Here is a 26,316-nt window from a genome sequence, read left to right on the forward strand (position 1 = left end):
CGCCGCTGTCATCGCCGATGGTGAAATAGCCGGGACAGGCCTGCGCAGTGTCATAGGTGGCATTGCGTTCCATCAAACTATCCGCGCCATACAGCAGGACCTGCTCGCCGTAGATGCCTTCCTGCCCATCCTGGAGAAAACTCAGATAGTAGGTCGGCAGGCTGCGGCCTAGCGATTGCTCGAACGCGTCGATATCTTGCCCGCTCACGCGGCGCCCTTGCGCCGTGCTTCCCACTCGCGTCGCAGCAAGCCGTACAGGGCAGAGTCGCTGACGTGGCCGGCCACGATCCAGCGTTCAGGCAGAAAACCTTCCTTGTTGAAACCCTGGCGTTCCAAGGCACTGGCCGAGCCGGCGTTGAGCGGGTCGATATCGGCTTCCAGGCGGTTCAGGTCGCGCTCGACGAAGGCGAATTCGATCAGCGCGGACAAGGCTTCGTGCATATAGCCCCGCCCCCAGTACGGGCGGCCCAGGGCGTAGCCGATTTCAGCGCGGCGGTTCTGGCGGTGCTCGGAAAACAGGCTGCAACTGCCCAGGTATTCGCCCGTCGCCTTCAGCTCGACGGCGAAGCGGAAAAATTCCTCTTTCTCGAAGGCGGCGCTGTCTTCGGCGATCTGGCGCGCGGCGCGGCCGACATCGGTCCACGGCGGCTCACTGAAATAGCGCATCACCTCCGGATCGGCATGCATGGCGAATTGTGCCGCTTCATCGGATGGCTGCGGCTTGCGCAGGATCAGGCGTTCGGTATTAAGGATTTTCGTGTAAGCCATGCGACTCCAATCGAAGGTGTATACGGGTGATGCTTATTATTCCATGCAACTATAACGATGTGGCAACTTTGTGGCACGGCTTTTTAATGTAGTATGGCAATGTATTTCCATATCATTGATACAACTCCAGCATCCACGGATGCACGCAGCAACATATGCAGCCAACGCCAACCATGTCCATCGCTAGAATCCACCTCACCCTGCCGCTCGCCATCATCGCCTTGGCCGTCTGGCTGGGCTTGAGCATGGGCGGCCGCTGGCTGGAATTCGCCGGCTACGCCTTGCCGGGCGCAGCCGTCACCGGCCGTATCGGTCTGTCGTGGGCGCTGGCCGCCCTGTTCGCGCTGGCGCTGCTGCTGGCATCCAGCCGGCGCCGCGCGGCGGGCCTGTGCGCGCCTCCGCTGAAAACGCTGTGGCTGGTCTGGCCGCCCCTGTTGTATGCCTTGCTGATGCTGTTGCTGGCCTGGGCCGGTGGCTGGCCGCAGCCGCGCGTGCTGCTGATCGTCGCCTGCAACGCGGCGCTGGTAGCCATCTCGGAAGAGCTGATGTTCCGCGCCATCTTGCTGCAAGGTATGCTGGACCGCTACGCCGTCTGGCCTGCCGTCTTGCTGTCCTCGGCACTGTTCGGCCTGGCCCATACGGCCAATGGCTTAACCACCGGCGACGTCAGTGGCGCGATGTGGCAAGCCATCGCCGCCACGCTGCAAGGCGTCGGCTATGCCGCCATCCGCCTGCGCACCCGCTCGGTATGGCCCATGGTCCTCGTGCATGGACTGTGGGACTACGCACTCGTGACGGCCACCTTGCCGCATCCGGCCGAAGACGGTGCGTCTATCCTGCCGACTATCGCCCTGCTGGCCGTGCTGCCCTTGTGCCTGTACGGCGTCTACCTGCTGCGCACCAGCCAGCGGGCGGTCCTGTCTCAACTGCCACTATAGGAATGTGCATGGCGTTTTTTTCACGTGATTACGAGGTATTCCTGCTACTGGCCGCGCCCGATGCACCGCCACTGTGGAATGCGGCGCAATGGATACCGTTTGCCGCCAGCCTCGATGGCCTCGTGGCGCAAGCGCGGGGCAAGGCCGGCGTGCGCAGCCATCAATACAATCCCCAGGGCAAGCCGATTGCCTTTGGTCGCCTGGGCTGGGATGAGAAATCGCACGCCAAGTGGACGCACACGCCGGAAACACGCGAAGCGCGCTTCATGAGCCTGGAAGCGTGGGCGCCCACCTGGACCCTCTGCGAAAAAGACAATCTGGCGCCCGATGTGTTCCTTGCCCTGGCCAATGAATCGCTGCTGGGACTGGAAAACAAACCCCTGCAGTTCGGCCAGCGCCTGGTGTGCGCCATCGCCACGGACATGGGTCTTGATGCGGCCGCTACCTTGCGGCAATCCCTGGCGCAACTGGCCACGCAGCAAGACGCCGTCATCTTCGCCCATACGCGGCGCCAGTGGGGCCGCGCCGCGTATGGCGGTTTCACGGGCGCCATCCAGGATATGCTGATCGGTGGCCTGTTCCAGCCAGACGACCCGCATGCGCGACCGCTCGATGCGGCCACGTTCCGTGAAAACTGGACCTTGCTCGACATCCCCCAATCCTGAACGGACTCCCATGCAACGCCTGACCTTCGCCATCGTGCTGTGCTGGAGCGTCCATGCGGGCGCCTTCGAACTGAGCGGCACCATCCGCAGCAACGGCCCACCGCTGCCGCCAGCCATCAGCATCGTTGCCGAGCGCATGCACGGCGAGCCGCAGATACATGGCACGGTCGAGAATGGCCGCTACCGCATTGACGTACCGGAAGGCGCCACACTGGCACTGTTCCTGCAATCGCCCGACTGGGAAGCGGAACCCAAGCTCATCTTCAGCGCGGCCACGGCGGACGCGCCGGACTTCCTGCTGTATCCGGCGGCAGTGCCCGAAGCGACGCTGGCAGCCGAATTGCGGACCATGGAGCTGGAAGACCAGGCCCTGCGCGCGGGATTCCCGCCAACGGGGCCGGACCTGGCCACACGCCAGCGCATGCTGGCCACGGATGGCGCACGCGAGCAACGCTTGCGGCAAATCATCGCCAGCAAGGGCTGGCCCACGCAATCGATGGTGGGCTACAAGGCAGCGGGCAGCGCCTGGCTGATTGTCCAGCACGGCTCGAAACATTTTCTGAAAAGCAGCCTGCCGCTGATGCGCGCAGCAGCGGCACGGGGGGAGATCACGCTATCAAAGCTGGCACTGGCGATCGACCGCGACCTGTGTAACGACAATCAGCCGCAGCTGTACGGCAGCCAGTTCCACACGGATAGCACCGGCAAGACGGTCCCCTTCCCCATCGACGATCCGCAGCGGCTGGATCAGCGCCGCGCCAGCATGGGGCTCGAACCCTATAGGCAATACCGGCAGCAATTCGAACAGGACAATTGACAACGCCATCGATTGCATTGCATGCTTACCCCATGCCATCGCCATTCCCGCCCCTGCCATCGATTATTGCCGCCATTCGAACCATGGTGGCTGGGCAGGAATGACATTGACCAAGCCGCCTGCAAGGCGGCTAGGCTTCATCTGGCGTCTCGCAGGCTGTGTTTCCCTCACCTGAAAGCGCGACCATGCAAGCCACTTCCAGTACCACCGCCGTCCCCACCACCACCGCCACCCTGCACCTGGTGTGCGGCAAGATTGCTTCCGGAAAATCCACCCTGACGGCCCGGCTGGCCAGTGCGCCGCAGACCGTACGCATCAGCGAGGACAGTCTGCTGGCGCAGCTGTATCCGGGCCAGATCGCCAGCCTGGCCGACTACGTGGCTTGCGCGGCGCGGCTGCGCGCGGCCATCGCCCCTTTGGCCCTGCAGATGCTGCAGGCAGGTGTCTCCGTCGTGCTCGATTTCCCCGCGAATACGCCGGCCAGCCGCGCCTGGATGCGCGCGTTATTCCAGCAGGCAGGCACGCCGCACGTGCTGCATTACCTCGACGTGCCGGACGACGAATGCAAGGCGCGCTTGCGCCAGCGCAATGAAAGCGGGCTGCACCCGTTCGCCACCAGCGAGGCGCAATTTGATGCAATCACGCGCCACTTCGTGCCGCCCGACGCATCGGAAGGCTTTCACATCGTGCGGATTGCCGCTTAAAACGTTCCCGGCAGCAGGATTTTCTTGTCCACATGCTGCAAGTCGCGCAAGCCGCAAAACGCCATCGTCAAATCGAGTTCATTGCGGATGATGTCCAGGCAGCGCGTCACGCCCGGGCCGCCCATGGCGCCCAGGCCGTATAAAAATGGGCGGCCGATGTACACGCCTTTCGCGCCAAGCGCCACGGCCTTGATCACGTCCTGGCCCGAGCGGATGCCGCCATCCATGTGCACTTCGATCTGCTTGCCGACGGCGTCGACGATGGCGGGCAAGGCTGCGATCGACGATTGCGCGCCATCGAGCTGGCGCCCGCCGTGGTTCGAGACGATCAGCGCATCGGCGCCGCTTTCCACTGCCAGGCGCGCGTCTTCGGGGTCCATGATGCCCTTGATGATGAGCTTACCGCCCCAGCGCTGCTTGATCCATTCCACGTCCGCCCACGACAGGCTCAGGTCGAACTGCTGCTGCGTCCAGGCCGACAAGGACGACATATCGGACACGGACGTGGCGTGGCCGACGATATTGCCGAAGCCGCGGCGCTTCGTGCCCAGCATGCCCGCCACCCAGCGCGGCTTGGTGGCCATGTTGAGGATGTTCGGCAGGGTCAGCTTCGGCGGCGCCGACAGGCCGTTGCGCAAGTCCTTGTGGCGCTGGCCCAGCACCTGCAAGTCCAGGGTCAGCACCAGCGCGCCGCACTTGGCCGCCTTGGCACGGTCGATCAAACGGTTGATGAATTCGCGGTCTTTCATCACGTACAGCTGGAACCAGAACGGTTTCGTCGTGTTCGACGCCACGTCCTCGATCGAGCAAATGCTCATGGTCGACAGGGTGAACGGCACGCCGAATTTTTCAGCGGCCTGGGCCGCGAGAATTTCACCATCCGCATGCTGCATGCCCGTCAAGCCCGTGGGCGACAGGGCCACCGGCATGGAAACCACCTGTCCGACCATGGTCGAGGCCAGGCTGCGGTTTTCCAGGTTGACGGCCACGCGCTGGCGGAACTTGATCCTGGCGAAATCGCTGTTGTTGGCGCGGTACGTCGATTCCGTCCAGGAGCCGGAATCGGCATAGTCGTAAAACATGCGCGGCACCCGTTTCTGGGCCAGCACGCGCAAGTCTTCGATGCAGGTGATGATACTCATGCGTTTCCTCGGTCGATGGCAAGTCGAACCATGATCGTGCATTTGCCGGCAATTGTCTATCCGACAGGCAAGACTGACGGACAGGGCGTGGCTTACCAGTCGCGCGCGCCGAGGATTTTCTCGCCCAGCACAGTCAAACGCGCCTGCGGATAGCGCAACTTTTCCTTTTCCTCGGGATCGCCGGGAAACGCGTAGCCCTGCGGCGCGCTGCGCTCGCGCCAGCTTTGCACGCGCCAGTCGCGCAAGGCTGGCTTGTCTTCCTGGGCGGGCGTAAAGGAAATGTATTGCGCCAGGCGCACCTGATCCGTGGAGGTGTTCGGACGGATGCCGTGCGCCAGCAGACTGTTAAAGATCAACAACTCGCCTTTCTTCATGGCGATGAATTGCACCGGGTACGGCACCGTCGCCAAGTCAGGCTGCCATGGGTTGCGATCAAGAGGCACGGTCTTGCGCCATGCCAGCAAGTTGTTGAACAGCTCCGGATAACATTGAAAACCGCCGCTCTCGAGGGAGGTGTCGGACAGGGCCAGCACGCCCTGCACGTTGACGGGCAGCGGGTCGAGCGTGGTATCGGCATCCCAGTGGATGAAGCCGCCAAACTTGCGCTTGCCCTTGTTCGGCGTGTTCAGGTTGGCGCGGTCGATGGTCACCCACAGGTCTTCGCGGTCCCAGATGTCGACAAAGGCGTCAACTACGCGCGGGGTCTGGCGGTTATCCCACAGGGTCTGGTTGTGATAGGCCTCGACCATGCCGGAACCGTTGAGCTCTTTCATCGCGTGGTCGCGCAACTGGTCCCGGTTCCAGGTGGAGGCATCATGCTGGTCGAGTCCCTGGAATTGCCACAGAAAATCCGTCGTGCGCTGTACTTGCTCTGGCGACACCGCATCCTTGACGATGACATAACCATAGGTTTTCCAGTGCAAAAAATCGCTGTCGGACAGCACGCGCAAGGGCAGCTGTTTTTGTATGTCGCGCAACTGGGTCTGTGCCGTATAGGCCACGGACGGATTGCCTGGACGGTCTTGGCCGTATTGGTATGGGTTCTGCATCGCTGTCTCCCGTGTTGGTGTGAGACAGATTGTGCGATGGCACGGCCAGCTGAAATACACGCCGAGCGGCCAATACTGATACTATCCTGACTATTGATAGCATCAAAACGTCATCATGACGCCTTTATTTGAACAAGTCACAATCCCGACAGGCCACTCCTGGGGCTTGCTGTGGCGCAAACTCGACACCATTCCCTTCCTCTGGCATTACCACCCGCAGTTCGAGCTGACCTTGACGGTCAATGCGCGAGGGCAACGCTACATCGGCGACCACTTGGGCGATTTTGAGCCTGGCGACCTGGTGCTGGTAGGACCAAATTTGCCGCACACCTGGTCGGCCAGCGAGCGCATCGACAGCGCGCAGCCCATGCTGGCGGTCGTCGTGTGGTTTTCACTCGAGTGGGTGGAACAGCTGGCGAGCTGTTTTCCGGAATTGTACGGCTTGCGCCAACTGGCGCGCCGCGCCGGCCCTGCCCTGCATTTTTCGCCGGCAGCGAGCGCGCGCAGCGCAGATAAACTGCTGCAATTGAACACGCTGGCTGTGCCGCAGCGCCTGCCGCTGTTGCTCGACGTGCTGCTGGACCTGGCGGGCGATGCAGACGCGCAACCGCTGGCATCAGCGGCGCAGGCGCCGATGCCCGATGGGCAGCACAAGCGCATGGCCGCCGTGTTTGACTTCATGCACGCGCATTTCCGCGAAGAGATCGCACTCGAGACCCTGGCGCAGCTGGCTGCCCTGTCGCTGGGCGCCTTCCACCGCTGCTTCAAGCGCCACGCGCATTGCACGCCGGGCGAATACTTGGCGCGGCTGCGCATCGGCCGCGCCTGCCAACAGCTGATAGAAGGCAATCTCGCCATCGCCGTCATCGCGCAAGAGGCGGGCTACCGCAACCTGGCGCATTTCAACCGCCAGTTCCGCGCCGCCAGACAAGTCACGCCGCGCGCGTTTCGCCGGCAATACCGGCGTAGCGCCACAGGCGCAGCGTAAATCCATGCAGAAACGAAAAAGGGGATCAGATTTTACAATCTGACCCCCAATATTCTGGTGCGGCTGGCAGGAATTGAACCCACGACCCCTTGGTTCGTAGCCAAGTACTCTATCCAGCTGAGCTACAGCCGCCTAAGACAAGATTATAGCAGGGCTTTGCAGAATGGCAAAGGGCGCCGTGTGGATATTTCACAATTGCCCAGGCCGCCAGCATGGCTCCTGCCTGCCCGATGTCATGACGAAAAAAAACCCGGAAAGCGAGCTTTCCGGGTTTTTTCTTTACTGCTAATACTGGTGCGGCTGGCAGGAATTGAACCCACGACCCCTTGGTTCGTAGCCAAGTACTCTATCCAGCTGAGCTACAGCCGCGCAGGCAAACATTATAGCGTATTCATTTCGCTTTGAAAAGTTCGATTTTTCAATCGCTTAGCTGATTTTGCAGAATACCGCCCCGCACCATCAAGCACCTTTTCACTACCGAAAAGCCGACGCCTTTCATCGATGGACGCAGCTGCTTTCACAGTGGCGTCCAGCGCATCGAGAAGTTGCTGTCTCGAAAGAAGCGGGATTATAGGGACTGCTTTACAACCTGTCCAGTGCTATCTGCAGGCGGCGCGCAAGCGTGCGGTGGGGCGCGCTGCTTGGGGCTACAATACCAGCCAGACAGGGGCGTTTGCGCGTCCCATCATTCATGATGGCTGGCAGTTCCATCATGCCCCACTAACTGAGCTCAGCGACGGCGGCCCGGCCGGGCAAAAGCCCGTGCGGCAGCCTCACTGTTGCAGGATGTCCGATGGCCAAGCATGACCGCAAGCAAAATCTGCTGCCCCCATCAGCGCCGCTGAGCCTGTCAAACGAGCGCCTGGTCAACTTGCTAGAGAGCATCACCGATGGCTTGTGCCTGCTCGACCGCGACTGGACCATCCGCTACCTCAATGCGCGCGGCGCTGACATGCTGGCGCCGCAGCACGCGCCTGGCGCCAGCCTGGCGGGCAAGAACTTGTGGCAAGCCTGCCCCGACCTGCTGGGAACGGAACTGGAAACGCAGTACCGGCGTGCCATGGCGCAGCAGCACAGCTGCAGTTTCGAGCTGCCATATCCGCTGCTGGGGCACTGGCTGGAAGTACGCGCCTTCCCTTGCAGCGATGGCTTGACTACGTATCTGCAGGACATCAGCCAGCGCAAGGCGGCCGAGGAGAGCTTGCGCCACAGCGAGGAAGACTTGCGCGCGCTGGCCAATTCCATCCCCCAACTGGCCTGGATCGCCAGCTTCGACGGCACCATTGCGTGGTACAACCAGCGCTGGCACGACTACACGGGCACCAGCGCCGAACAGATGGCGGGCGATGGCTGGAGCATCGCCTATGACGCGCAGTACCTGCCGCCCATGCTGCAAGCCTGGAAGGCCGCCTTGCGCGATGGCACGCCCTTTGAAATGGAATTTCCCATCCGTGGCGCCGATGGCCAGTACCGCTGGTTCCTGACGCGTGCCAATCCCGTGCGCGACCGTGGCGGCCAGCTGCTGCGCTGGTTTGGCACGAGCACCGATGTCGACCAGGTCAAGCGCGCGCAGGAAGCCTTGCGCGATGAGACGCGCGTGCTCGAGTTGCTCAACAATACGGGCGCGACCCTGGCCGGCACCCTCGACTTGCCGGCCCTGCTGCAGGCAAGCGTCGATGCGGCCACGCGCATCAGCGGCGCGCGCTTCGGCGCCTTTTATTATGACGATGCGGGAGAGTTCCACGACAGTCCCGCCGCCCTGCCCTTGGCGCGCGCCGTCAACGGCATCAGCCTGGGCCAGGCCGATGCCATTGCCACGGAACTGCGCCAGGGAGCTGCCATGCGCCAGAACGATTTGCTGGCCGCGCCTGACGCCAGCGCCGACGGCACGCCGGCGCTGCGCAGCTGTCTGAGCCTGCCCGTCAGTTCGCGCTCGGGCCTGTTGTTGGGGCGCTTGCTGCTGGGCCATCCGCAAGCGGGCATGTTCAGCGCACGCAGCGAGCGCATCGTCTCGGCCATCGCGGCCCAGGCCGCCGTCGCGCTCGACAATACGCGCCTGTACGCGGCCGCCACGCGCGCCGCCGAAGAGCGCAAGGTGCTGCTCGACAGCGAACGCGAAGCGCGCGCCGAGGCCGAGCGCACGAACCAGCTGAAAGATGATTTTCTCGCCACCCTGTCGCACGAATTACGCACGCCGCTGTCGGCCATCCTGGGCTGGGCCCAGGTGCTGCGGAGCGGCACGCGCGACCAGGCCGACCTGCACCGCGGCTTGCAAAGCATCGAACGCAATGCACGCGCACAGGCGCAGCTGATCGAAGACTTGCTCGACATGAGCCGCATCACTTCAGACAAGGTGCTGCTCGACCTGCAAACCATCGTGCCCGCCAGCATCATCGCCTCGGCCATCGAAACCCTGCGCCCGGCGGCCGACGCCAAGCACATCGCCATTCACACCAGCATCGCCAGCGATGCGGGCAGGATCACGGGCGACCCCAGCCGTATCCAGCAAATGATCTGGAACCTGCTGTCGAATGCCCTGAAGTTCACGCCGCAAGGGGGCCGGGTCGATATCGGTGTGCGCCGCGAGGCCACCCGCCTGCTCATCACGGTGAGCGACAACGGCGTCGGCATCAAAAAGGATTTCCTGCCCCACGTGTTTGACCGCTTCCGCCAGGCCGACGCCTCGACCACGCGCCGGCATGGCGGCCTGGGCCTGGGACTGGCCATCGTCAAGCATCTGGTGGAGCAGCATGGCGGCACCGTCACGGCCAGCAGCGCCGGCGACATGCAGGGCGCCAGCTTTACCGTCCGCCTGCCTCTGGGGACGCCGGCCGCGCCCGTGCGCCAGCCATGACTTGCGCGGCGTCACTGTGCTGCTGGTCGATGACGAAGCCGATGCGCGCGAAATGACGGCGCGCATCCTGCGCGAGCATCATGCCGAAGTGCATGGCGCCGGCAGTGTGGCGCAGGCGCTACAATTGCTGCAGTAGCTGCGCCCGCATGTGCTTGTCATCGACATCGCCATGCCCGATGCCGGGGCTGTCGACTTGCTGGCGCAGATCCGCGCGCACGCCTCCCCTGATGCGGTGCGGCTGCCCGCGCTGGCACTGACGGCGTTCACGCCAGCGCAGGACCGCCAGCGGGCGCTGGCCGGCGACTTCCAGTCCTGCGTCTCGAAACCGCCCGACCCGGACGAACTGTTGGCGGCCGTGGCGCAACTGGCCGCAGCGCGCGTGACCGACCGGCCGTCCTGACCGCCCGCGCACGTCGGCAAAAAATCCCGAGAAAAGATGGTGCAAAGAAATACATAGTGCAGTACAAAATGACTATTTTCATGGGTGAGCCTTCCTACTTTCAGACGCGGCACTGTCCTACAAGCAACTAAGCTGAAATTTGCTACACTTAAATGCAGAAGCACACCTGCACGGCAGGCAAGAGACCGGCAACCTTGGCTGCCCTCAGTGGCAGAAGCGAGTTCAAGCGCTGTTGTGCGCCCTATCTTGTTGCAAGGCGCTACTATCTTCCCCACTGCCGTCAGCCGCGCCGCCGGCCCTTGGCTGCGGTACAAGCCAGTGTTGCATAGACCGTATAACCGAGACCCTACATGCCCAGCCAAGATGAGATTTTGAAAGCCAAAATTTTGGTCGTTGACGATTCGCCCGACAATGTCGACCTGATGCTGGAAATCCTGCGCGATGCGGGCTATACCAACGTCATGGCCACCATGCGTCCGGCCCAGGTCTGCCCCCTGCACCGCGAACATTGCTACGACCTGATCTTGCTGGATTTGCAAATGCCGGAACTCAATGGTTTCCAAGTCATGAAAGGCTTGAAGGAAATCGAGCATGGCGGCTACCTGCCCGTGCTGGCCCTGACGGCGCAGCCGAGTTTCAAGATTGCCGCCCTGGAAGCGGGCGCGCGCGACTTCATCAGCAAGCCCTTCGACCTGATGGAAGTGCACAAGCGCATCCACAACATGCTGGAAGTGCGCCTGCTGTACAAGGAACTGGCGCAATACAGCAAGCAGCAGCAGGAATTGGCACTGCACGATCCGCTGACGGGCTTGCCCAACCGGCGCCTGCTGGAAGACCGCATAGAGCATACCCTGCAGCAATCGGCCCGCAGCCGGGGCAAGTCAGCCATCCTGTACCTGGACCTGGACGGCTTCAAGGCCATCAACGACAGTTACGGCCACGGCTATGGCGATGACATCCTGAAAATGGTGGCGGCGCGCCTGGTGGGCGCCTCGCGCAAGGAAGACACGGTGGCGCGCATCGGCGGCGACGAATTCGTCATCGTGCTGGGCAACCTGGCGGGCAAGGGCGACGCGCGCGAACCGGCGGCCAAGCTGATCGAAGTCATTTCCGATCCTTATTTCATCAACGACCTGACCTTGCGCCTGTCGACCAGCATCGGCATTGCAATCTACCCGGACGACGCCAGCACCGTCGAATCCCTGCTGGGCGTGGCCGACACGGCCCTGTATGAAGCCAAGCGCGCTGGCAAGAACCGCTTTTGCTGCTCGCCCCACGAAGTGCTCGCGTCGCAGGTGAACGTGCAAAAAAGCGGCATCCCCTCGATCGCCTGAACTTACTTTCCGTACGGCACAAAAAAACCGGCTAGCCCTCATCAGGCCAGCCGGTTTTTTATGTTCAGCAGGCTTTATTTCTTGCCAACCGACGCTTCTTGCTTGCCCGCGTGCTGGTGGTCCGTTTGCGCATTGACGGTTTCCGGCGGCACTTCGATGCGCGTGATGCCGGCATCGACGGAGATCGGGTCGCTGGCGGGGAAGGTCATTTCCACGGCGTCGTCGAGCAATTCTTCCTTGGCCCGCTCTTCACCGCTCATGCCCTCTTCATCGGCAAGGATGGCCAGCGCGCTGGCCCATTTGACGAAATTGAGGTTGGACAGTTCGCGCACGGTGTTCACGCCAAACGCTTGCTGCAAGGCCTTGGCGTCCTTTGCGCTGACGCCGCGCAGGGCGCTGATGGGGGCATTGACGATGTCGCGGAAGCTTTTGTCGGCGTATTCCTGGTCGACGATGGTATCGATATTCATGGCATGTCCTTTCGTTTCGGTAAGCGGGCCTGCGCTGCGCCCTGTGCCGCTGTGACGGCTATGCTGCATGGGGAAAATGCATGCCTCCACTATGGCAGCGCGCGGCGCCCCGGTATGTGCGCAGCCGTACGTAACGATGGGAACCGTGCGCACTGGCGTGAACGATAATCTTGCCTATGATATAAAAATGATGGAAGGAGATTAAAATTGCCGAAAAGACAGAAATTTTCCATCCATGCGCCCCGCGATGAAATCCTCATGTATGATCCACAACTTGAATTTGGTCCACCTTTCACCATTCACGGGGCGCTATGTCCGCACAAACAGATCCGAACAAGGAAGCGGCGCATGCCGATGCGGAACGCGCCGCCGACCTCAGCGAGTTGCTGGGCCATGTCAACACCAGCTGGGACAATGAACGGCGCGCCCTGTCGCGCCAGCTGCACGACAGCCTGGGCTCCTCGCTGACGGCGCTGACCATGCACCTGTCGCTGCTGACGCAAAAAATGCCGCAGGAAGCGGCCTTGCTCGACCGTGCGGCGACCATGAAGCAATTGCTGCTGAATGTGATTGAAACCAACCGGCAAATGCAGATGAAGCTGTGGAATGACAAGCTCGAGTTTCTCGGCGTGAACGTGGCACTGGGCGAGCTGGCCGCGCAATTTGCCGAACAACACAAGATTACCGTGCGCTGCAGCCTGCCCGAAGATGAACTGATTTGCCCCCGCAACGTGGGCGTGGCCCTGCTGCGCACCCTGGAAGAGGCGCTCAGCAACATCGCCACGCACGCCAGCGCCACGCAGGTGGACATCATCATCGACGACAACGACGAAGCGCTGATGATGACCGTCAAGGATAACGGCAGCGGCTTGCCGGCCAGCGAGCCCGTCGAAATGCACAAGCATGGCCTGCGCTCCGTGCGCGAGCGCGTGCAGTACCTGGGCGGCAGCCTGAGCCTGGCGGCCAATCCGCAAGGTGGTACGGCCCTGACCGTCGTCTTGCCGCGCATTAGCCCGAAAGAATAGTCATCGCGCGGCGGGACCGGGCCATAGCGCCGCCGGGCCGCCCTGCCCCGCTGAACGAGTCAACGACAGGAGATCGTATGCAACGATACGCAAGCACCCTGCTGGCAGCGCTGCTGGCCGTCGGCCCCGCCCAGGCCGCCGAAAAGGTCGTGGCGCCGCCGGAAACCGTGGACAAGCTGGCCTGGCTGGCCGGCTGCTGGAATGTCGACGGCGCCGAGCCTGGCTCCGGCGAACAATGGAGCACGGCCGCCGGCGGCACCCTCCTGGGCGCCAGCCGCACCGTCAAGGGCGGCAAGACGACGGCCTTTGAATTCGTGCAGATCCGCCTCACCGACCCGGGCCAGCTGGCCTACATCGTGCAGCCGTCGGGCCAGCCACCCGTGATCTTCAACCTGCTGCGCCAGGATAAGCCGAATGAATTCATCTTCGCCAACCTGGACAATGACTTCCCGAGCCGCATCATCTACCGCCACGACAGCGAACGCATCTTGCATGCCAGCATCACCGGCACCTTGAAGGGCAAGCTCACCACCATAGCCTTCCCCATGACGCGGGGCCGCTGCGAAACGGCGCCCAGCGCCCGCAGCAAAGTGCGCTGATGTAATAAAAAGGGGCCGCAAGGCCCCTGGTTTGCCACGGCGCCTAGCGCCTGCTGCAACTTGCCTAGTGCAGCTTGACCTGCGGCGTGCTGCGCTTGATGAGGAAGCGGCCCATGGCCAGGACGGCCGTGCGCACGCTGCCCAGCACGGCGTTGTGATGCATCAGGTGCAGGCTGACATACATCATGCGCGCGACAAAGCCTTCGACGAACCAGCTCAAGCCCTTCAATGAACCCATCAAGGTGCCCACCGAGGTAGTGCGGCCGAAGGAAACGAGCGAACCGTAGTCCAAGTATTCGTACGGCTTCGTTTGCGGCGGTTTGCCCTTCGCTTGCAGCAGAAAGGTTTTCAACAGGTAGTCGGCTTGCTGATGGGCAGCCTGGGCGCGCGGCGGCACCAGCTTGCCGTCCGGTCCCGCGCAGGCGGCGCAATCGCCGAGCGCGAAAATATTCGCGTGGCCTTGCACATTGAGCATGCCGCTCACTTCCAGCTGCCCGGCGCGGTTGGTCGGCAAGCCCAAGGTCGACAGGAATTCCGGCGCACGGATGCCGGCGGCCCACACGCAGATGTCGGCCGCATAGCTGGTGCCGCTCGCCACCGTCACCTTGTCGGCTTCGATCGTGGTGACGCGCGTATCGGTCACGACGGTGATGCCATGCTGGTGCAGCAGTTTCGAGGCGGCAATGGAGACGCGCTCGGGCAGCGGCGCCAGGATGCGCGGCGCTCCTTCTAGCAGGGTGATGCGCACATCCTTGATGGCGTTGAGACTCTGGAAACCATACGCGGCATACACGCCGCTCGCTTCGCGCAATTCGGCCGCCAGCTCCACGCCCGTGGCGCCGCCGCCGATGATGACGATGTCCACGCCCGGATGGCCCGCGTCGCCCTGGCGCTGCTCGGCCATGGCCAGCAGTTTGAGCAAGGTCAAGCGGAAACGTTCAGCGTCTTCCGTGGCATTCAGGGAAATCGTGTTTTCCCTGGCGCCGGGCACGCCGAAGTAATTCGAGGTGCTGCCCACGGCCAGCACCAGCTGGTCGTAGTGGATTGTACGCTGCGGCAAGAGCTGTTCATCCTTGTCAGTGGCGATGGCACCCACGGTGACGCTGTTCGACGCCGCATCGAGCGCGATCAAGGGGCCATAGACATAGGTAAAACCATTGTCATGCGCCAGCATCTGGTACGACAGGCCCTCTTGATGAATATCCAGGGTGCCGGCCGCCACTTCATGCAGGGACGGCTTCCAGATATGGTACAGGCGGCTGTCGACCAGGGTCACCTGGCCGGGGCCGAGCTTGCGGCTGAGTTTGCAGGCCAGCTCCAGGCCGCCTGCACCGCCACCTACGATAACGATTTTACTGTGCAAAGCTCCTCCTGCCTGTTAATCCCGGTGCCCGTTGCCGTGACCATTGTCATGGCCCTTGCCCGGTTTGTTGTCATGCTTGTCGCGCTTGTCAAAGTGCTTATCACGCTTATCATGCTTGTCATCATGACGGCCGCGGTCCGCATAATCGGGACGGCCATGCTCGCCATGCTGCTGGCGGTAGCGAGGCACATATTGATTGTTATACCAGCTATCCTGTACGAAATAGACCTCTTGGTTACAGGCGTTATACTTGCGGCAATGCTTGGACCAGTTCTTCGCATGGCCGGGCGGCACGCGCAAATAGATGGGACGGGCCGAATAGTATTGCGGACGCTGAACGATGACGGGTTGGGCATAGATCAGTTGCGGCGCAGGATAGTCACCCACGTCGATGCGGCCATAAAAGCCGGGCTGGCCGATGCTGACCGACACACCGACCTGGGCAACGGCGGCGGTGGCGGCCGACAGCAAGACGGCAGCAAGAATCAGGGTTTTCATGAGGACACTCCTTTTATCAGTTATGCCGTCATTGTAGACCTTGTACGCCAGGCTGTTTGTTCGCAAGGACACATAAGGAGCGCCGTGACCATCTCACCACAGCTTGCCCAAAGGCATGACCAAGCCGCTGAACAGCGACCAGTCCGGCGACGCCGCCGTCAAACCGCGCGCCATGCCGATATCGATGGCCAGCCGTGGCGTGGGACTGTAGGTGGCGGCCAGCAGCACCTGGGCCGTGGCTGGCGCGCCGTGCAAACGCGTGCCCGACACTTCCGCCGTGGCGCCCCAGCGATCGCTGACGGGCAGGGAAAAGGAGGCGGCCCAGCCCGTTTGCACCCTGCCCGCACCAGGGTCGGAAGCGCCCAGGCGCGTGGCGCTCACGTTGGCATCCACGTGCACGGCGCCCAGGTCGCGGCTGACGATGCCGTTCAGCGACACGTCGCTCTTGCCGCTGCCGATGCTGTCCTTGGCCGTCGGCAATTTCCAGCCCAGTTCCAGGCCCAGCGCCGTGGCGCTGTCGAGCAAAAAGGCGCGCTTGAGCACGAGCGTCGTGTCACCCACGCTCGTTTCGCGCCGGCCCGTGTCATCGCGCGCACGCACGTAGCCTTCGCCTGCGAGCAGCACGCCCCATTCCGGATTGAACGCCAGTTTGAAGGTGTATGGCAGGCTGGCGCGGCGCGTATCATCCGTCTTCGACAGCAGGCCGCCGGCCTCGAATTCCAGCTGGCCCGGCACAGGCAGCTGGGCGGGACTGGCGACGGAAGGACGATACGGCAGGACGGGATCGCCCTCCTGCGCCTGCGCCAGGGGCGCCAGGGCTAGCCACAGCAGGGAGAAACACAGCAAGCGGGGAGACGGCATGGAAGACCGGGAAGTAGTCAATACGCAATAGCGCAATAACGACAGCCTAGCACCAAGCCCGGGCGTCCGTGTTGCACAATCAAGCCAGGCGCCGCACACCCTGTCTGGCGGGCCGCACTGGCCGGCGCAGCGGCGTGACGTTGCTGGACGCTGGCACGGCGATGCGTTCGGCCTGGGCATGCAGGCGGAACACGCCCACCAGTTCCGTCAAAGTCTGCGCCTGGTCTTGCAGCGATTCGGCGGCGGCGGCCGCCTCCTCCACCAGGGCCGCGTTTTGCTGCGTCACCTGGTCCATTTGCAAGACGGCCTGGTTGACTTGCTCGATGCCGGCGCTCTGCTCGGCGCTGGCGGCCGTGATTTCCTGCATGATGTCGGCCACCTGGCGCACGCTGGCGACCACTTCATCCATCGTCTTGCCCGCGTCATGCACAAGTTTGGAGCCGACTTCCACCTGCTCGACGGAGTCGCCGATCAGGGTCTTGATTTCCTTGGCCGCCTGGCTGGACCTCTGCGCCAGGTTGCGCACTTCGGCTGCGACGACGGCAAAGCCGCGCCCCTCCTCGCCCGCCCGGGCCGCTTCCACGGCCGCGTTCAAGGCCAGGATGTTGGTCTGGAAAGCGATGCCGTCGATGACGCTGATGATGTCGACAATCTTGCGCGAGGATGCATTGATCGATTCCATCGTCTGCACCACCTGCCCTACCACGGCGCCGCCCTTGCCTGCCACGTCGGATGCGGCGCCGGCCAGCGCATTGGCCTGGCGTGCATTGTCCGCGTTCTGGCGCACGGCCGACGTCAGCTGTTCCATCGACGATGCCGTTTCTTCCAGCGAACTGGCCTGCTCTTCCGTGCGCGACGACAAGTCCAGGTTGCCCTGGGCGATTTCGCCCGAGGCCGTGTTAATGGTGTCCGTACCCGAACGCACTTGGCTGACGATGCCCACCAGTTTGTCGCGCATGCCTTTCATGGCAAACAGCAGGCTGGTGCTGTCGTGGCTGGCCGTGAGGATCTCCACGGTGAGGTCACCCTCGGCGATGGCGCCGGCGATCTTGACGGCATACGCCGGCTCGCCGCCCAACTGGCGGGTCAAGCCCCGCGTAATCAGCGCGCCCAGCGCCAGCCCGGCCGCCACGCTGCCCAGCACCAGCGCAATCATGAAGCTGCGGCTGGCCTGGTACACGCCGGACGCCTGGGCGGCGGCAGCCTTGGCACGTTCTTCTTTCTGCAGGGAAAGCTTATCCAGCACGCCGTCAAGTTCATCGGCATGCAGCCGCGTCTTGTTCAACAGCTCTGTCAACTGGGCGCTGCGCTGGGCCAGCGGCTCGCTTGCCGCCAGTGCCAGCGCCTGCTGCATGGTGGCGATATACTCCGCTTCCACGGCCGCAAAGCGGGCAAACAATTCCTTGGCGGCCGGCGTGACAAACAGCGGCTGTGCCTTGGCAAGATAGCTTTTGTTCAAATCGAGAAATTTGGCGATGTCGGCCTGGCGCGTGGCGCGCTCCTCGGCGGTGGTGGCCAGCAAGAAATTGCTGCGCGCGCGTCCCACCTTGATCAAGGCGATATTGGCTTCCTTGATGTACGACAAGCCCAGCAATTCTCCGGTGTACATCTGCCCCGCCATGGTATCGATCTTGCCCATGTTGAAGATGCCGATGCCCGCCACGATGGCCCCCAGCAACGCGACACCGAAAAATGCCGCCAGCAAGCGCGTTCCCACCTTCATCCGGTTCAACATGATTCCTCCCTAGACTCGCCGATACTCGATGCAACTGAAGCATGCTGGTCTGAATATAAAGAAAAAACACGGAAAAAAATACTCGGATTGTCACCAAACTACAATTCATTGATATGCAACAACATGCAAAACGGCTTGCCATGCTAGACAAGCCGTTCGCTGCTATCCCGTTAACGCCGGGACTTAATGCCCGCCATGGCCGGTCGGCTTGCGCACCGTCATTTGCACGCCGCCGGTAACCACCGGCTTGCCCGCCCCCTGGCCACGCACGGGTTCCGGCAAGGCGCCCGTCCATTCATAGGCCAGGCTGCCGGCCGGGTGCTTGTACCAGCCCGTGTCGCTGTAGTCGCCCGGCTTCTGATCCTTGCGCACCTTCACCGTGGTAAACATGCCGCCCATGCCGATGGCGCCGAAGGGCCCCTCGCCAGCCATCATCGGCAAGGTATTGTCGGGAATCGGCATCTGCATCTCGCTCATGTCGGCCATGCCCCGCTCGCCCATCACCATGTAGCCGGGCACGAGCTGGTTGATCTTCGCCGCCACGCCCTGGTGGTCGACGCCTATCATGGTCGGCACGTCATGTCCCATGGCATTCATCGTGTGGTGCGACTTGTGGCAGTGGAAAGCCCAGTCGCCCAGGTCGGTGGCGGTGAATTCCACGGCGCGCATCTGGCCCACGGCAATATCCGTCGTCACTTCGGGCCAGCGCGATTCGGGCCGCGTCCAGCCGCCATCCGTGCCCGTCACCTCGAATTCGTGGCCATGCATGTGGATCGGGTGATTGGTCATGGTCAGATTGCCCACGCGCACGCGCACCTTGTCGCCCTGGCGCACCACCATGGGGGCGATGCCGGGGAAGACACGGCTGTTGAAGGTGAACAGATTGAAATCCGCCATGGTCGTGATCTTCGGCGTGTAGCTGCCCGGATCAATGTCGTAGTTGCTGAGCAAGAAGACGAAATCGCGGTCCACCTTCATGAAGTTCGGGTCTTTCGGGTGCGTCACCCAGAAACCCATCATGCCCATGGCCATCTGCGTCATTTCATCGGCATGCGGGTGGTACATGAAGGTGCCGGGGCGCCTGGCGATGAATTCATAGACGAAGGTCTTGCCTGGAGCAATGCCTGGCTGGGTCAGTCCCGTGACGCCATCCATGCCGTTGGGCAGGCGCTGGCCATGCCAGTGCACGCTGGTGTGTTCCGGCAATTTATTGGTGACAAAAATACGCACGCGGTCGCCCTCCACCACTTCGATGGTGGGACCGGGCGACTGGCCGTTGTAGCCCCAGAGATTGGCCATCATGCCGGGCGCCAGTTCGCGCACGACGGGTTCGGCCACGAGATGAAATTCCTTGACGTTGTTGTTCATGCGCCAGGGCAATGACCAGCCATTCAGGGTGACAACCGGCTGGTAAGGGCGCCCGTTCGGCGGTGGCGGCGGCGCCTTGGTATCCGCGCCGGCCATGCTGACGGCTTCCGGCAGGGAAGCCGCGCCCACGCGGCTGACGGCCGCGGCACTCAAGGCGACAGCGCCCGCATTCATGAAAAAGTTTCTACGTGTAATCATCATTATTCCTTGTTGGCAGGGCCGCTGCCATTGATGGCCGATTGCAATGCCGTTTGGGCGATCCAGAAATCGCGCTGGGTCTCGATGGCGCTGTTCACGCTGGCAACTTGTTCGCGCGCGTCGGCCAGCAACTCGAACACGCTGGCCAGCATGCCGTTGTAGCGCAGCAATACTTCATGCGAGATGGCCTTGCGCAGTGGCACAACTTCATCGCGGTAGTGGCGCGCCAGGTCATAAGCCGTGCGGTAGCTCGAATACGCCTCGCGCACTTCGGAGCGGGCCCGCACCGCCGTGCCCGCCGTGCGCTGCAGCGACTGCTCATACAAGGCTTGCGCCTTGGCATTGCGCGCCGAACCCCAGTCGAACAAAGGCAGCTCCAGCGACACGGCATAGCCGTTCTCGCGCGGCGCCTCGCTCGTGCTCTTGTTCGTGTAGCCGACGTCGAGCACATTGATGAAACCCGTTACCTTCGACAGGCCCAGCGCGCTGGCCGTGGCGTGCGCGTCGAGCTTCGCGCTCTGCACGTCGAGGCGCTGCTCCATGGCTTGCGCCTCGATATTGCCGGCGTCCACTGCCTGGGCCGGCAAGTCGGGCAGGCGCGACGGCAAAGTAAAAGCCGTTTGCCTGCCCCACAGGCCCAGCAAGCGCGTCAGGTGCTCGCGCGTGGCGGTGGCCTGGTGGCGCGCGCGGGCCAGGTCGCCGACGGCGTCCGCATAAAACACTTGCTGGCGGGCCTGGTCCAGGCGGCTCCAGTTGCCCGCCTGCCGCAAGCGCGTGGCCAGTTCGGCACCCACCTCGGCCGACAGCAGCGCCCGCTGCATGAAAGCTTCCGTCTGCACGGCGGCCACGGCATTGAAGTAGGCGCGGCGCGTGTCTGCCGCCAGTTGCACGGCGCTGCTGGCGGCCTGCAGTTTGGCTTGCTGGAAACGGCCCCGCTCGATGTTCACGCGCAGCGGCATGGTCAGCAATCCGGCCAGGTCGAAGCTGACACTCCGGTCGATTTCATTGCCCTGGCTGCCATGCGAGCGGCCGAAGGACAGGCCAGGGTTGCGCAAACGCCCCGCTTGCACCAGATCCGCCTCGGACGCGCCCAGTTCGGCCAGTGCCACTTTCATGCCCTGGTTGTTCATCAGGGCAATGCGCACGGCGCTGTCGGCGTCCAAAGGCCGGGCCAGCAGGGATGCCAATTTTTCCTCGCCACCCTGGTCCGCCAGCGCTGCGGGGGCGCCCGTGCGGGCGTCGGCCAGCGCGGACACCGTCTGCATGCCGCCATCGGGGCTGAAGCTGGCGCAGCCGCCGAGCAGCAGGATGATCGCCAGCGCCAGCGGCGTGCGGCAATATGCTTGCTTGAAAGTGGCCATGTCAGTGTCCTTCATGCTGGTGTTGCGGGGCGGGCCGGGCGGCAGGTTCGGCGCTGGGCTTATCCATTGGCATTTTGTGGCCATCCATCTTGTGGCCCTTCATCTTCATCATGCCCATGTGGCCACCGGCCTTGCCGACTTTGTCGTTGCCGGCGCGCCAGGCCTGGTCGGGCGTGGCGTCGTCCTCGGCGGCGGGACGGTAGCCGGTGAAGGCGGAGCGGTAGGTGGCGGCGGGCACGGGTGCTTGCGCGTCTTGCGGGGCGGGCATGGTGGCGGCGGCCGGACTGGCGGCATTGACGGCCAGCGGCAGCGAAACGCAGGCGGCCAGCGCGAGGCTGAATAATTGCTTCATGGTATACCTTGAATAAGGGGTATGGCGCGGCGGGCGCGCGACTGGAACACTGGCGCAGCCGCTGCAAGTTGTTGTGACGTGCGACGGCAGCACCGCCAGGTTCAACGGGCGGTCAGGTGGAGCGCGTGCTTCTTGGGGGACGTTCCGGGCCGGACGGGATATGCCCGGCGAACAGGGAATCGGGCGCCAGGGCCGGCGGCGGCGCGCGCAGGGTCAAGGCTTGCAAGGCGGGCATGCCGGGCGGCGCCGTGGCGCCCACGGTGCACGCCCCATGGTTGCTGCAATCGTGGCCAGCGTGCGTGGCGCCGCCGTCGTCCATGGCCATCTTCATCTGCGCCGGCTGGTCCGCCATCTGCATGTCGGCCATGTCGTGGCATTGGGGTGCTTGTATCACCTGGACGGTGACTGCCGCCACCCGCTCATCCACGCAGCAGCTGCGCATGGCCGACGCAAAGCCCTGCAAAGGCAGCGTGACGGCAAGCAGCCAGAGCAGCGAGCGGGTGAAAAAGCGGAAAAAGGCACGGTTCATGGCAGGACTATAAACCTTCCCACATGGGGAAGGTCAAGTCCATATTAAGCGCGCCGGCCGTGCGTCAGCCAGATCACGTACACGCCGTAGTAGCCCTGCCCTTCAAAGATGGCCTGGCCATCGGAAAAATGTATTTTTTGCACTTCATTGATAGTGAAATAGGCGCGGCCATCGGCCGCCTCCACGTCGCCGCAGTAACGGGCGCGGGGCCGGCAGTAGCCGCTGGCGCGCCCAATGGCCGACATCAGGTCGCCGATCATGAAGTCGGCCATCATTTCGGCCAGCAGCGGCCGGTGGCCGGCCAGCATGCGCGTGATGTCGGGGTAGCCGGCGTCCCTGAGCGCGGGCAGGTCGCTTTCTTCGTACTGCAAATCGTCGACGCGGCAATCCTCGACGAAACTGTTGAACGGCTCGTCGAGCAGTCCCGCCAGCGCCTTTTCCGGCACGCTCAGGCGAAACGGGTGCAGCGGCAGCACGCTGTGCTGGCCGTAGTTGAGTTCGCGGCAGTCGAGGCAGGCCAGCGGGTGGAACTGAGCAGCGACTTCGCAGCGGATGCCAATTTCTTGCTTAAAAGTCATCGATATCCATCCCCGCCATGCCCCTGGTTCTCGTTGTACCGCATCAGGGCCACATGGTAAGCGCTGGCGGGCAAACGGGACGGCCCAGATACAACACGGCGTATCAGTGCATGCGGCGCGGCGCGCCTGTCAGGCGGGCTCCGTGATGCCCACGCGGTTGCGTCCATTTTCCTTGGCCACATACAGGGCAGCGTCGGCCGCCCGCAGCACGGTATCGGCGTCGCCGGCCTCCTGTTCCGAGGACACGACACCCAGCGACACTGTCACCGGGCCGGCGCCGGGAATGTCGGCGGCGGCCACCCTGGCACGCAGGCGCTCGGCCACCTGTAGCGCCACGTCCAGGTCGGCATCGGGCAGCAGCATGATGAATTCATCGCCGCCGTTGCGGCACAGCACGTCGGCATCGCGCGAGCAGGCGCGCATCAGCTGCGCCAGACGCAGGATGACTGCATCGCCCACGGCATGGCCCCAGCGGTCGTTGACTTGCTTGAAATGGTCGATGTCGAGGGCGATGACGGAAAACGGACGCGCCTGCGCCTGCCAGGCTCCCAGCGCCGCTGCCATGCCGCGCCGGTTCGCCAGGCCCGTCAGCGGGTCCGTCTGCACGTCGGTCTTCAACTTGCCGATTTTGTTCTGCAGCAGCCCCAGGCCCTTCAGCAAGGCTTTCTTGATCTGCGCCGCCTCCACATACCACGAGCGGATGGCGGCGATGTGCTCGGCCGTGCCAGGCGTGTCCATGCGCCGCGCGCCTTCGGCCAGCTGCACCAGGGGCCTGGAAATCAGGCTGGCCAGCCACCAGATGAATGGCAGGCTCAGCAAGGCGATCGGCAAGGAATACCACACCGTGTTGGCCATCAGCTGATTCAGCGGCGCCAGGGTCATGGCCGTCGGTCGTTGCGCGACGATGCCCCAACCCGTCGACGGCATGACGGCGTAGCCGGCCAGCATGTCCACGCCCAGGCTGTTGTGCATGCGCCGGTTGCCGCCGCCCTGCTGCGCAATGATGGTGTCGATGACGGCATTGCTGCCAGCCACGTCGCCCAGGCGCTCGGGGTCCGGGTGGTATAGCAGGCGCCGGTTCTGGTCGACCACGTACAGATACGAGCCGTCGCGGTAGTAATGCTGGCCCAGCATGGTGTACAGGATGTTTTTCTGTTTCAGGTAAATGCTGCCGCCCACATAACCGAGGTAGCGTCCATCTTTGCCCAGGATGGGATGCGAAATGAAGACCACCAGGTTACCGGCCGAGGACATATACGGCTGCGTCACCAGCGGGCGCCGTTCGCGCAAGGCCTGCACGGCGCCAGCCGAATCGAGCGTGCGGTTTTTCAAGGCCAGGGTTTCCGGCGACACGCCCAGCACCTTGCCACGGGCATCGACGATGAGCACGGAATTGAAGCTGTTCGTTTGCAAACGCAGGCGCTGCACCTCGTCCGTCAACCAGCGCTCGTCGGCCATGCGCGATGCCAGGCTGCCGGCGCTGTAGGCCAGTTGCTGGCGCGCCGATTGCAGGAAATCCTCGGCCGTGCTGGCCAGTTTGCTCGCGTACGCATGGTTCGCTTGCAGGGTGGTATCGATCAGCAGTTGGCGCTGCACGCTGTAGCTGGCATAAAACGTATTGACCAGGGACACCAGGGCGCTGGCAAAGGCCACGAGCACGATCAAACGGCGCAAATTCATGCGCAGAAAAGGTTTAGTCCACATGGCATCGGCAAGAGGGGCAATATTGCGCTAAAGAAAGGGCGCATTATACCGAGACACCCGTGCCAAACTTGAAATGTTGACACGCATGGTCAAAGAAAGTGTAGCGGCGGCAACGCAGAGCGCTGCCGCCCTGGCCTGCATCAGGCGTGGACGGCGTGCTTGCGTACCCAGTCCGTGTAGCGCTGCATCCAGCCCTGGAAGAAGCCGAGGCTGGCAGGGCCGATGCCGCCGTGCTCGTCAAACAGGCCTTCCTTGGCCTGGATAAACATTTCCGGCTGGCACAGCAGCGGCACGTCCAGGTAGGCCAGCACATTGCGCAAATGCTGCTGCGCCAGGGCCGTGCCTGTCGCTCCCACGGAGACACCCAGCACGGCGCCCGGCTTGCCACCCCATACGCTCTGGCCATACGGGCGCGAGCCGTGGTCGAGGGCGTTTTTCAGTACGCCGGGGATCGAGCGGTTGTATTCTGGGGTGAGGAAGAGCAAGGCTTGCGAAGCGGAAATGTCGGATTTGAGGCGCAGCACTTGCTCGGCTTGCGCGCCATCGTCATCCTGGTTGTACAGCGGCAAGTCACCGATGTCGATATGTTTAAAAGAAAACTCGGGCGGCGCCAGCTTGACGATGGCGTCAGCCAGCTTGCGGTTGAAGGAATCCTTGCGCAGGCTGCCGACGATGATTGCGACTTGATATTGACTCATGAAAGTCCCCGATAACGGTTAAAAGAAAGCCCTGGAGTGAAGCTCACACCAGGGCTATCTTGCCACACAATCATCGGTTTTGCGCTGCCTGGCGTGCGAAGCCCGCGCGCCTGAAAAAATGCTCAGGGCTAGGCGCCTTGCCGAAGACAGTACGCATGTACGGCAAGGCAAGGCAACAACGCCATGGGCGTTTTGGCAGGTGCGCTAACGTGCTAAGCCCCGGTACTCGCGGTAATAGCGTCCGCCCAAGTTAGTCAACACCTCATAGCCGATGGTGTTGGCCATGGCCGCCACGGCATCGACCGGGTGTTCGGCGCAGATCAGGTCGACCAGGCTGCCCGGCGCGACGCGCTCCTGCGCAATGGCGCTCACATCCAAAGTGATGGAATCCATCGAGATGGCGCCGATCTGCGGCACTTTCACGCCATCGACGATGGCCAGGCCCTGGTTGCTCATGCTGCGCAGCCAGCCATCGGCGTAGCCGACGGAAACGGTCGCTACCTGGCGCGGCTCGCTGGCCGTGTAACGGCGGCTGTAGCCTACGTGGTCGCCGGCGGCAATCGTGCGCGTCTGCAGGACCTTGCCTTGCAGGCGCACCACGGAGCGCAGGGGATTGGGTTCGCCGCCCTGCGGCGCGATGCCATACAGGGCCGCGCCCGGGCGCACCAGGTCGAAGTGATAATCGGGCGACAGGAAGATGCCCGAGGAATTGGCCAGGCTGGCACGGTACTGCGGCAAACGGGCGCGGATGGCGGTAAAACGAGCCAGCTGCTCGCCATTCATGGGGTTGCTGCGCTCGTCGGCACACGCCAGGTGGCTCATGATATAGCGCACCTTGATGCCGTCGAGAAAGCTATCATCCGCCAACCAGGCGTCGATTTCCTGCGGCGACAAACCCATGCGCGACATGCCCGTATCGACCTGTACGATGGCGTCCAGGGTTTTCCCCAATGCCCTGGCGTGCTGGCGCCAGCCCGCCACCTGTGGCTCGCTGTTGAGTACGGGTATCAGGCCATGGGCCGAGAATGCGCCTTCCGTGCCGACGGGCGGGCCGTGCAGCACGAAGATATCGGCGTCCGGCGCCACATGCGGGCGCAGGCTGATGCCCTCTTCCAGATGGGCCACAAAGAAATGGCGGCAGCCCTCTTCATACAGGGCCGCACCGACCTGGGCGGCGCCGAGGCCATACGCGTCGGACTTCACCACGGCCGAGCAGGCGGCCGGATGCGCCTTGTCGCGCAGCAAGCGGTAGTTGGCGCGCACGGCGTCGAGGTCCACCGTCAGGATGGCGCCGCTACGTTCTTTTGCAGGCATGCTG

General features: G+C 63.2%; 28 protein-coding genes and 2 tRNA genes. 11 read left to right on the forward strand and 19 right to left on the reverse strand.

Going from position 1 to position 26,316, the window contains the following annotated elements; translation table 11 throughout:
* On the reverse strand, window positions 1–208 hold a 208-nt coding region (locus K0F85_RS00670; protein ID WP_219114095.1), incomplete at its 3' end, for an SMI1/KNR4 family protein.
* On the reverse strand, window positions 205–768 hold the full coding sequence (locus K0F85_RS00675) for a GNAT family N-acetyltransferase (RefSeq protein ID WP_219114096.1): 564 nt from the start codon (window positions 766–768) through the stop codon (window positions 205–207). The genes K0F85_RS00675 and K0F85_RS00670, both read right to left, overlap by 4 nt.
* Window positions 769–941: 173 nt before the next feature.
* Between K0F85_RS00675 and K0F85_RS00680 the strand changes: the two genes are divergently transcribed.
* The 4 genes from K0F85_RS00680 (at window position 942) to K0F85_RS00695 (ending at window position 3,892) form a co-directional block, all read left to right on the forward strand.
* Window positions 942–1,706, forward strand: coding sequence for a CPBP family intramembrane glutamic endopeptidase (locus tag K0F85_RS00680; protein ID WP_219114097.1), 765 nt, complete (start codon window positions 942–944; stop codon window positions 1,704–1,706).
* Between the two features lie 8 nt (window positions 1,707–1,714).
* Window positions 1,715–2,371, forward strand: coding sequence for a hypothetical protein (locus K0F85_RS00685; RefSeq protein WP_219114098.1), 657 nt, complete (start codon window positions 1,715–1,717; stop codon window positions 2,369–2,371).
* Window positions 2,372–2,381: 10 nt separating this feature from the next.
* Window positions 2,382–3,188, forward strand: coding sequence for a DUF6624 domain-containing protein (locus K0F85_RS00690; RefSeq protein ID WP_219114099.1), 807 nt, complete (start codon window positions 2,382–2,384; stop codon window positions 3,186–3,188).
* Between the two features lie 185 nt (window positions 3,189–3,373).
* Window positions 3,374–3,892 (forward strand): ATP-binding protein, encoded by a 519-nt coding sequence (locus K0F85_RS00695; protein ID WP_219114100.1) that lies wholly within the window; start codon window positions 3,374–3,376, stop codon window positions 3,890–3,892.
* Here K0F85_RS00695 and K0F85_RS00700 read toward each other — a convergent pair.
* Both K0F85_RS00700 and K0F85_RS00705 read right to left on the reverse strand, forming a co-directional pair.
* A complete protein-coding gene (locus K0F85_RS00700; protein WP_219114101.1) occupies window positions 3,889–5,034 on the reverse strand; it encodes an alpha-hydroxy acid oxidase in 1,146 nt (381 codons plus the stop codon). The two genes, K0F85_RS00695 and K0F85_RS00700, sit on opposite strands and share 4 nt — an antisense overlap.
* A gap of 92 nt (window positions 5,035–5,126) precedes the next feature.
* Complete coding sequence (locus K0F85_RS00705; protein WP_219114102.1) at window positions 5,127–6,083, reverse strand: phytanoyl-CoA dioxygenase family protein; 957 nt, start codon at window positions 6,081–6,083, stop codon at window positions 5,127–5,129.
* A gap of 115 nt (window positions 6,084–6,198) precedes the next feature.
* Here K0F85_RS00705 and K0F85_RS00710 point away from each other — a divergent pair, with 115 nt between their 5' ends.
* A complete protein-coding gene (locus K0F85_RS00710) occupies window positions 6,199–7,071 on the forward strand; it encodes an AraC family transcriptional regulator (protein WP_219114103.1) in 873 nt (290 codons plus the stop codon).
* 55 nt (window positions 7,072–7,126) lie between these two features.
* On the opposite strand, the gene K0F85_RS00715 is transcribed toward K0F85_RS00710, so the two are convergent.
* Window positions 7,127–7,203: transfer RNA gene (locus K0F85_RS00715), tRNA-Arg, on the reverse strand.
* 160 nt (window positions 7,204–7,363) lie between these two features.
* Window positions 7,364–7,440 (reverse strand) — tRNA-Arg (locus K0F85_RS00720).
* A 424-nt stretch (window positions 7,441–7,864) separates the two neighbouring features.
* Between K0F85_RS00720 and K0F85_RS00725 the strand changes: the two genes are divergently transcribed.
* The 4 genes from K0F85_RS00725 to K0F85_RS00730 all read left to right on the forward strand — a co-directional run bounded on the left by K0F85_RS00725 (window position 7,865) and on the right by K0F85_RS00730 (window position 11,659).
* On the forward strand, window positions 7,865–9,925 hold the full coding sequence (locus K0F85_RS00725) for a PAS domain-containing sensor histidine kinase (RefSeq protein ID WP_257572434.1): 2,061 nt from the start codon (window positions 7,865–7,867) through the stop codon (window positions 9,923–9,925).
* Window position 9,926: 1 nt separating this feature from the next.
* Window positions 9,927–10,061 (forward strand): hypothetical protein, encoded by a 135-nt coding sequence (locus tag K0F85_RS28475; protein WP_257572435.1) that lies wholly within the window; start codon window positions 9,927–9,929, stop codon window positions 10,059–10,061.
* Between the two features lie 12 nt (window positions 10,062–10,073).
* The gene (locus K0F85_RS28480; RefSeq protein WP_257572436.1) at window positions 10,074–10,325 is read left to right on the forward strand and encodes a response regulator; all 252 of its coding nucleotides are present in this window, start codon (window positions 10,074–10,076) and stop codon (window positions 10,323–10,325) included.
* Window positions 10,326–10,675: 350 nt separating this feature from the next.
* Entirely contained in the window at window positions 10,676–11,659 is a 984-nt protein-coding gene (locus tag K0F85_RS00730) for a diguanylate cyclase domain-containing protein (RefSeq protein ID WP_219114104.1), read from the forward strand.
* Between the two features lie 74 nt (window positions 11,660–11,733).
* Here K0F85_RS00730 and K0F85_RS00735 read toward each other — a convergent pair whose 3' ends face one another.
* On the reverse strand, window positions 11,734–12,129 hold the full coding sequence (locus K0F85_RS00735; protein ID WP_219114105.1) for a hypothetical protein: 396 nt from the start codon (window positions 12,127–12,129) through the stop codon (window positions 11,734–11,736).
* 311 nt (window positions 12,130–12,440) lie between these two features.
* Here K0F85_RS00735 and K0F85_RS00740 point away from each other — a divergent pair, with 311 nt between their 5' ends.
* Together K0F85_RS00740 and K0F85_RS00745 are read left to right on the forward strand one after the other, a co-directional pair.
* Window positions 12,441–13,154, forward strand: coding sequence for a sensor histidine kinase (locus tag K0F85_RS00740; protein ID WP_219114106.1), 714 nt, complete (start codon window positions 12,441–12,443; stop codon window positions 13,152–13,154).
* Between the two features lie 77 nt (window positions 13,155–13,231).
* Window positions 13,232–13,753 carry a DUF6265 family protein gene (locus K0F85_RS00745; protein ID WP_219114107.1) on the forward strand — a complete coding sequence of 174 codons (522 nt, stop codon included), beginning with the start codon at window positions 13,232–13,234 and terminating at the stop codon, window positions 13,751–13,753.
* Between the two features lie 64 nt (window positions 13,754–13,817).
* Here the strand turns inward: K0F85_RS00745 and K0F85_RS00750 are convergent, their stop codons facing one another.
* From K0F85_RS00750 to alr, 12 genes are all read right to left on the reverse strand, one after another.
* On the reverse strand, window positions 13,818–15,116 hold the full coding sequence (locus tag K0F85_RS00750; RefSeq protein WP_219114108.1) for an NAD(P)/FAD-dependent oxidoreductase: 1,299 nt from the start codon (window positions 15,114–15,116) through the stop codon (window positions 13,818–13,820).
* Window positions 15,117–15,131: 15 nt separating this feature from the next.
* Window positions 15,132–15,614, reverse strand: a complete 483-nt coding sequence (locus K0F85_RS00755) for a hypothetical protein (protein WP_219114109.1) — start codon at window positions 15,612–15,614, stop codon at window positions 15,132–15,134.
* Window positions 15,615–15,707: 93 nt separating this feature from the next.
* Window positions 15,708–16,475 carry a transporter gene (locus tag K0F85_RS00760; RefSeq protein ID WP_257572437.1) on the reverse strand — a complete coding sequence of 256 codons (768 nt, stop codon included), beginning with the start codon at window positions 16,473–16,475 and terminating at the stop codon, window positions 15,708–15,710.
* A gap of 79 nt (window positions 16,476–16,554) precedes the next feature.
* Window positions 16,555–18,210 carry a methyl-accepting chemotaxis protein gene (locus K0F85_RS29095; RefSeq protein WP_219114110.1) on the reverse strand — a complete coding sequence of 552 codons (1,656 nt, stop codon included), beginning with the start codon at window positions 18,208–18,210 and terminating at the stop codon, window positions 16,555–16,557.
* A 183-nt stretch (window positions 18,211–18,393) separates the two neighbouring features.
* Window positions 18,394–19,776: a multicopper oxidase family protein gene (locus K0F85_RS00770; RefSeq protein ID WP_219114111.1), complete on the reverse strand. Its 1,383-nt coding sequence runs from the start codon at window positions 19,774–19,776 to the stop codon at window positions 18,394–18,396.
* 2 nt (window positions 19,777–19,778) lie between these two features.
* On the reverse strand, window positions 19,779–21,137 hold the full coding sequence (locus tag K0F85_RS00775) for a TolC family protein (RefSeq protein WP_257572438.1): 1,359 nt from the start codon (window positions 21,135–21,137) through the stop codon (window positions 19,779–19,781).
* A 1-nt stretch (window position 21,138) separates the two neighbouring features.
* Entirely contained in the window at window positions 21,139–21,489 is a 351-nt protein-coding gene (locus K0F85_RS00780; RefSeq protein WP_219114113.1) for a hypothetical protein, read from the reverse strand.
* Between the two features lie 112 nt (window positions 21,490–21,601).
* Window positions 21,602–22,018, reverse strand: a complete 417-nt coding sequence (locus K0F85_RS00785; protein WP_219114114.1) for a hypothetical protein — start codon at window positions 22,016–22,018, stop codon at window positions 21,602–21,604.
* A gap of 44 nt (window positions 22,019–22,062) precedes the next feature.
* Window positions 22,063–22,596 (reverse strand): hypothetical protein, encoded by a 534-nt coding sequence (locus K0F85_RS00790; protein ID WP_219114115.1) that lies wholly within the window; start codon window positions 22,594–22,596, stop codon window positions 22,063–22,065.
* A gap of 129 nt (window positions 22,597–22,725) precedes the next feature.
* Window positions 22,726–24,300, reverse strand: a complete 1,575-nt coding sequence (locus K0F85_RS00795; protein ID WP_219114116.1) for a sensor domain-containing diguanylate cyclase — start codon at window positions 24,298–24,300, stop codon at window positions 22,726–22,728.
* A 140-nt stretch (window positions 24,301–24,440) separates the two neighbouring features.
* Complete coding sequence (locus K0F85_RS00800) at window positions 24,441–24,998, reverse strand: NADPH-dependent FMN reductase (protein ID WP_219114117.1); 558 nt, start codon at window positions 24,996–24,998, stop codon at window positions 24,441–24,443.
* Between the two features lie 204 nt (window positions 24,999–25,202).
* Window positions 25,203–26,312, reverse strand: coding sequence for an alanine racemase (gene alr, locus K0F85_RS00805; protein WP_257572439.1), 1,110 nt, complete (start codon window positions 26,310–26,312; stop codon window positions 25,203–25,205).
* Between the last annotated feature and the right edge of the window lie 4 nt (window positions 26,313–26,316).

This window comes from Janthinobacterium sp. UMAB-56, assembly GCF_900095265.1.
Classification (GTDB): Bacteria; Pseudomonadota; Gammaproteobacteria; order Burkholderiales; family Burkholderiaceae_D; genus Janthinobacterium.

Bases quoted from the DNA above. Each gene is read 5' to 3' on its own strand.
- K0F85_RS00675 (WP_219114096.1), bottom strand. From the start codon at position 768: ATGGCTTACACGAAAATCCTTAATACCGAACGCCTGATCCTGCGCAAG.
- K0F85_RS00800 (WP_219114117.1), bottom strand. From the start codon at position 24,998: ATGAGTCAATATCAAGTCGCAATCATCGTCGGCAGCCTGCGCAAGGAT.
- K0F85_RS00695 (WP_219114100.1), top strand. From the start codon at position 3,374: ATGCAAGCCACTTCCAGTACCACCGCCGTCCCCACCACCACCGCCACC.
- K0F85_RS00710 (WP_219114103.1), top strand. From the start codon at position 6,199: ATGACGCCTTTATTTGAACAAGTCACAATCCCGACAGGCCACTCCTGG.
- K0F85_RS00745 (WP_219114107.1), top strand. From the start codon at position 13,232: ATGCAACGATACGCAAGCACCCTGCTGGCAGCGCTGCTGGCCGTCGGC.
- K0F85_RS00740 (WP_219114106.1), top strand. From the start codon at position 12,441: ATGTCCGCACAAACAGATCCGAACAAGGAAGCGGCGCATGCCGATGCG.
- K0F85_RS00705 (WP_219114102.1), bottom strand. From the start codon at position 6,083: ATGCAGAACCCATACCAATACGGCCAAGACCGTCCAGGCAATCCGTCC.
- K0F85_RS00770 (WP_219114111.1), bottom strand. From the start codon at position 19,776: ATGATTACACGTAGAAACTTTTTCATGAATGCGGGCGCTGTCGCCTTG.
- K0F85_RS29095 (WP_219114110.1), bottom strand. From the start codon at position 18,210: ATGTTGAACCGGATGAAGGTGGGAACGCGCTTGCTGGCGGCATTTTTC.
- K0F85_RS00785 (WP_219114114.1), bottom strand. From the start codon at position 22,018: ATGAACCGTGCCTTTTTCCGCTTTTTCACCCGCTCGCTGCTCTGGCTG.
- K0F85_RS00690 (WP_219114099.1), top strand. From the start codon at position 2,382: ATGCAACGCCTGACCTTCGCCATCGTGCTGTGCTGGAGCGTCCATGCG.
- K0F85_RS00760 (WP_257572437.1), bottom strand. From the start codon at position 16,475: ATGCCGTCTCCCCGCTTGCTGTGTTTCTCCCTGCTGTGGCTAGCCCTG.
- alr (WP_257572439.1), bottom strand. From the start codon at position 26,312: ATGCCTGCAAAAGAACGTAGCGGCGCCATCCTGACGGTGGACCTCGAC.
- K0F85_RS00725 (WP_257572434.1), top strand. From the start codon at position 7,865: ATGGCCAAGCATGACCGCAAGCAAAATCTGCTGCCCCCATCAGCGCCG.
- K0F85_RS00790 (WP_219114115.1), bottom strand. From the start codon at position 22,596: ATGACTTTTAAGCAAGAAATTGGCATCCGCTGCGAAGTCGCTGCTCAG.
- K0F85_RS00700 (WP_219114101.1), bottom strand. From the start codon at position 5,034: ATGAGTATCATCACCTGCATCGAAGACTTGCGCGTGCTGGCCCAGAAA.
- K0F85_RS00680 (WP_219114097.1), top strand. From the start codon at position 942: ATGTCCATCGCTAGAATCCACCTCACCCTGCCGCTCGCCATCATCGCC.
- K0F85_RS00780 (WP_219114113.1), bottom strand. From the start codon at position 21,489: ATGAAGCAATTATTCAGCCTCGCGCTGGCCGCCTGCGTTTCGCTGCCG.
- K0F85_RS00730 (WP_219114104.1), top strand. From the start codon at position 10,676: ATGCCCAGCCAAGATGAGATTTTGAAAGCCAAAATTTTGGTCGTTGAC.
- K0F85_RS00795 (WP_219114116.1), bottom strand. From the start codon at position 24,300: ATGTGGACTAAACCTTTTCTGCGCATGAATTTGCGCCGTTTGATCGTG.
- K0F85_RS00775 (WP_257572438.1), bottom strand. From the start codon at position 21,137: ATGGCCACTTTCAAGCAAGCATATTGCCGCACGCCGCTGGCGCTGGCG.
- K0F85_RS00755 (WP_219114109.1), bottom strand. From the start codon at position 15,614: ATGAAAACCCTGATTCTTGCTGCCGTCTTGCTGTCGGCCGCCACCGCC.
- K0F85_RS00685 (WP_219114098.1), top strand. From the start codon at position 1,715: ATGGCGTTTTTTTCACGTGATTACGAGGTATTCCTGCTACTGGCCGCG.
- K0F85_RS00735 (WP_219114105.1), bottom strand. From the start codon at position 12,129: ATGAATATCGATACCATCGTCGACCAGGAATACGCCGACAAAAGCTTC.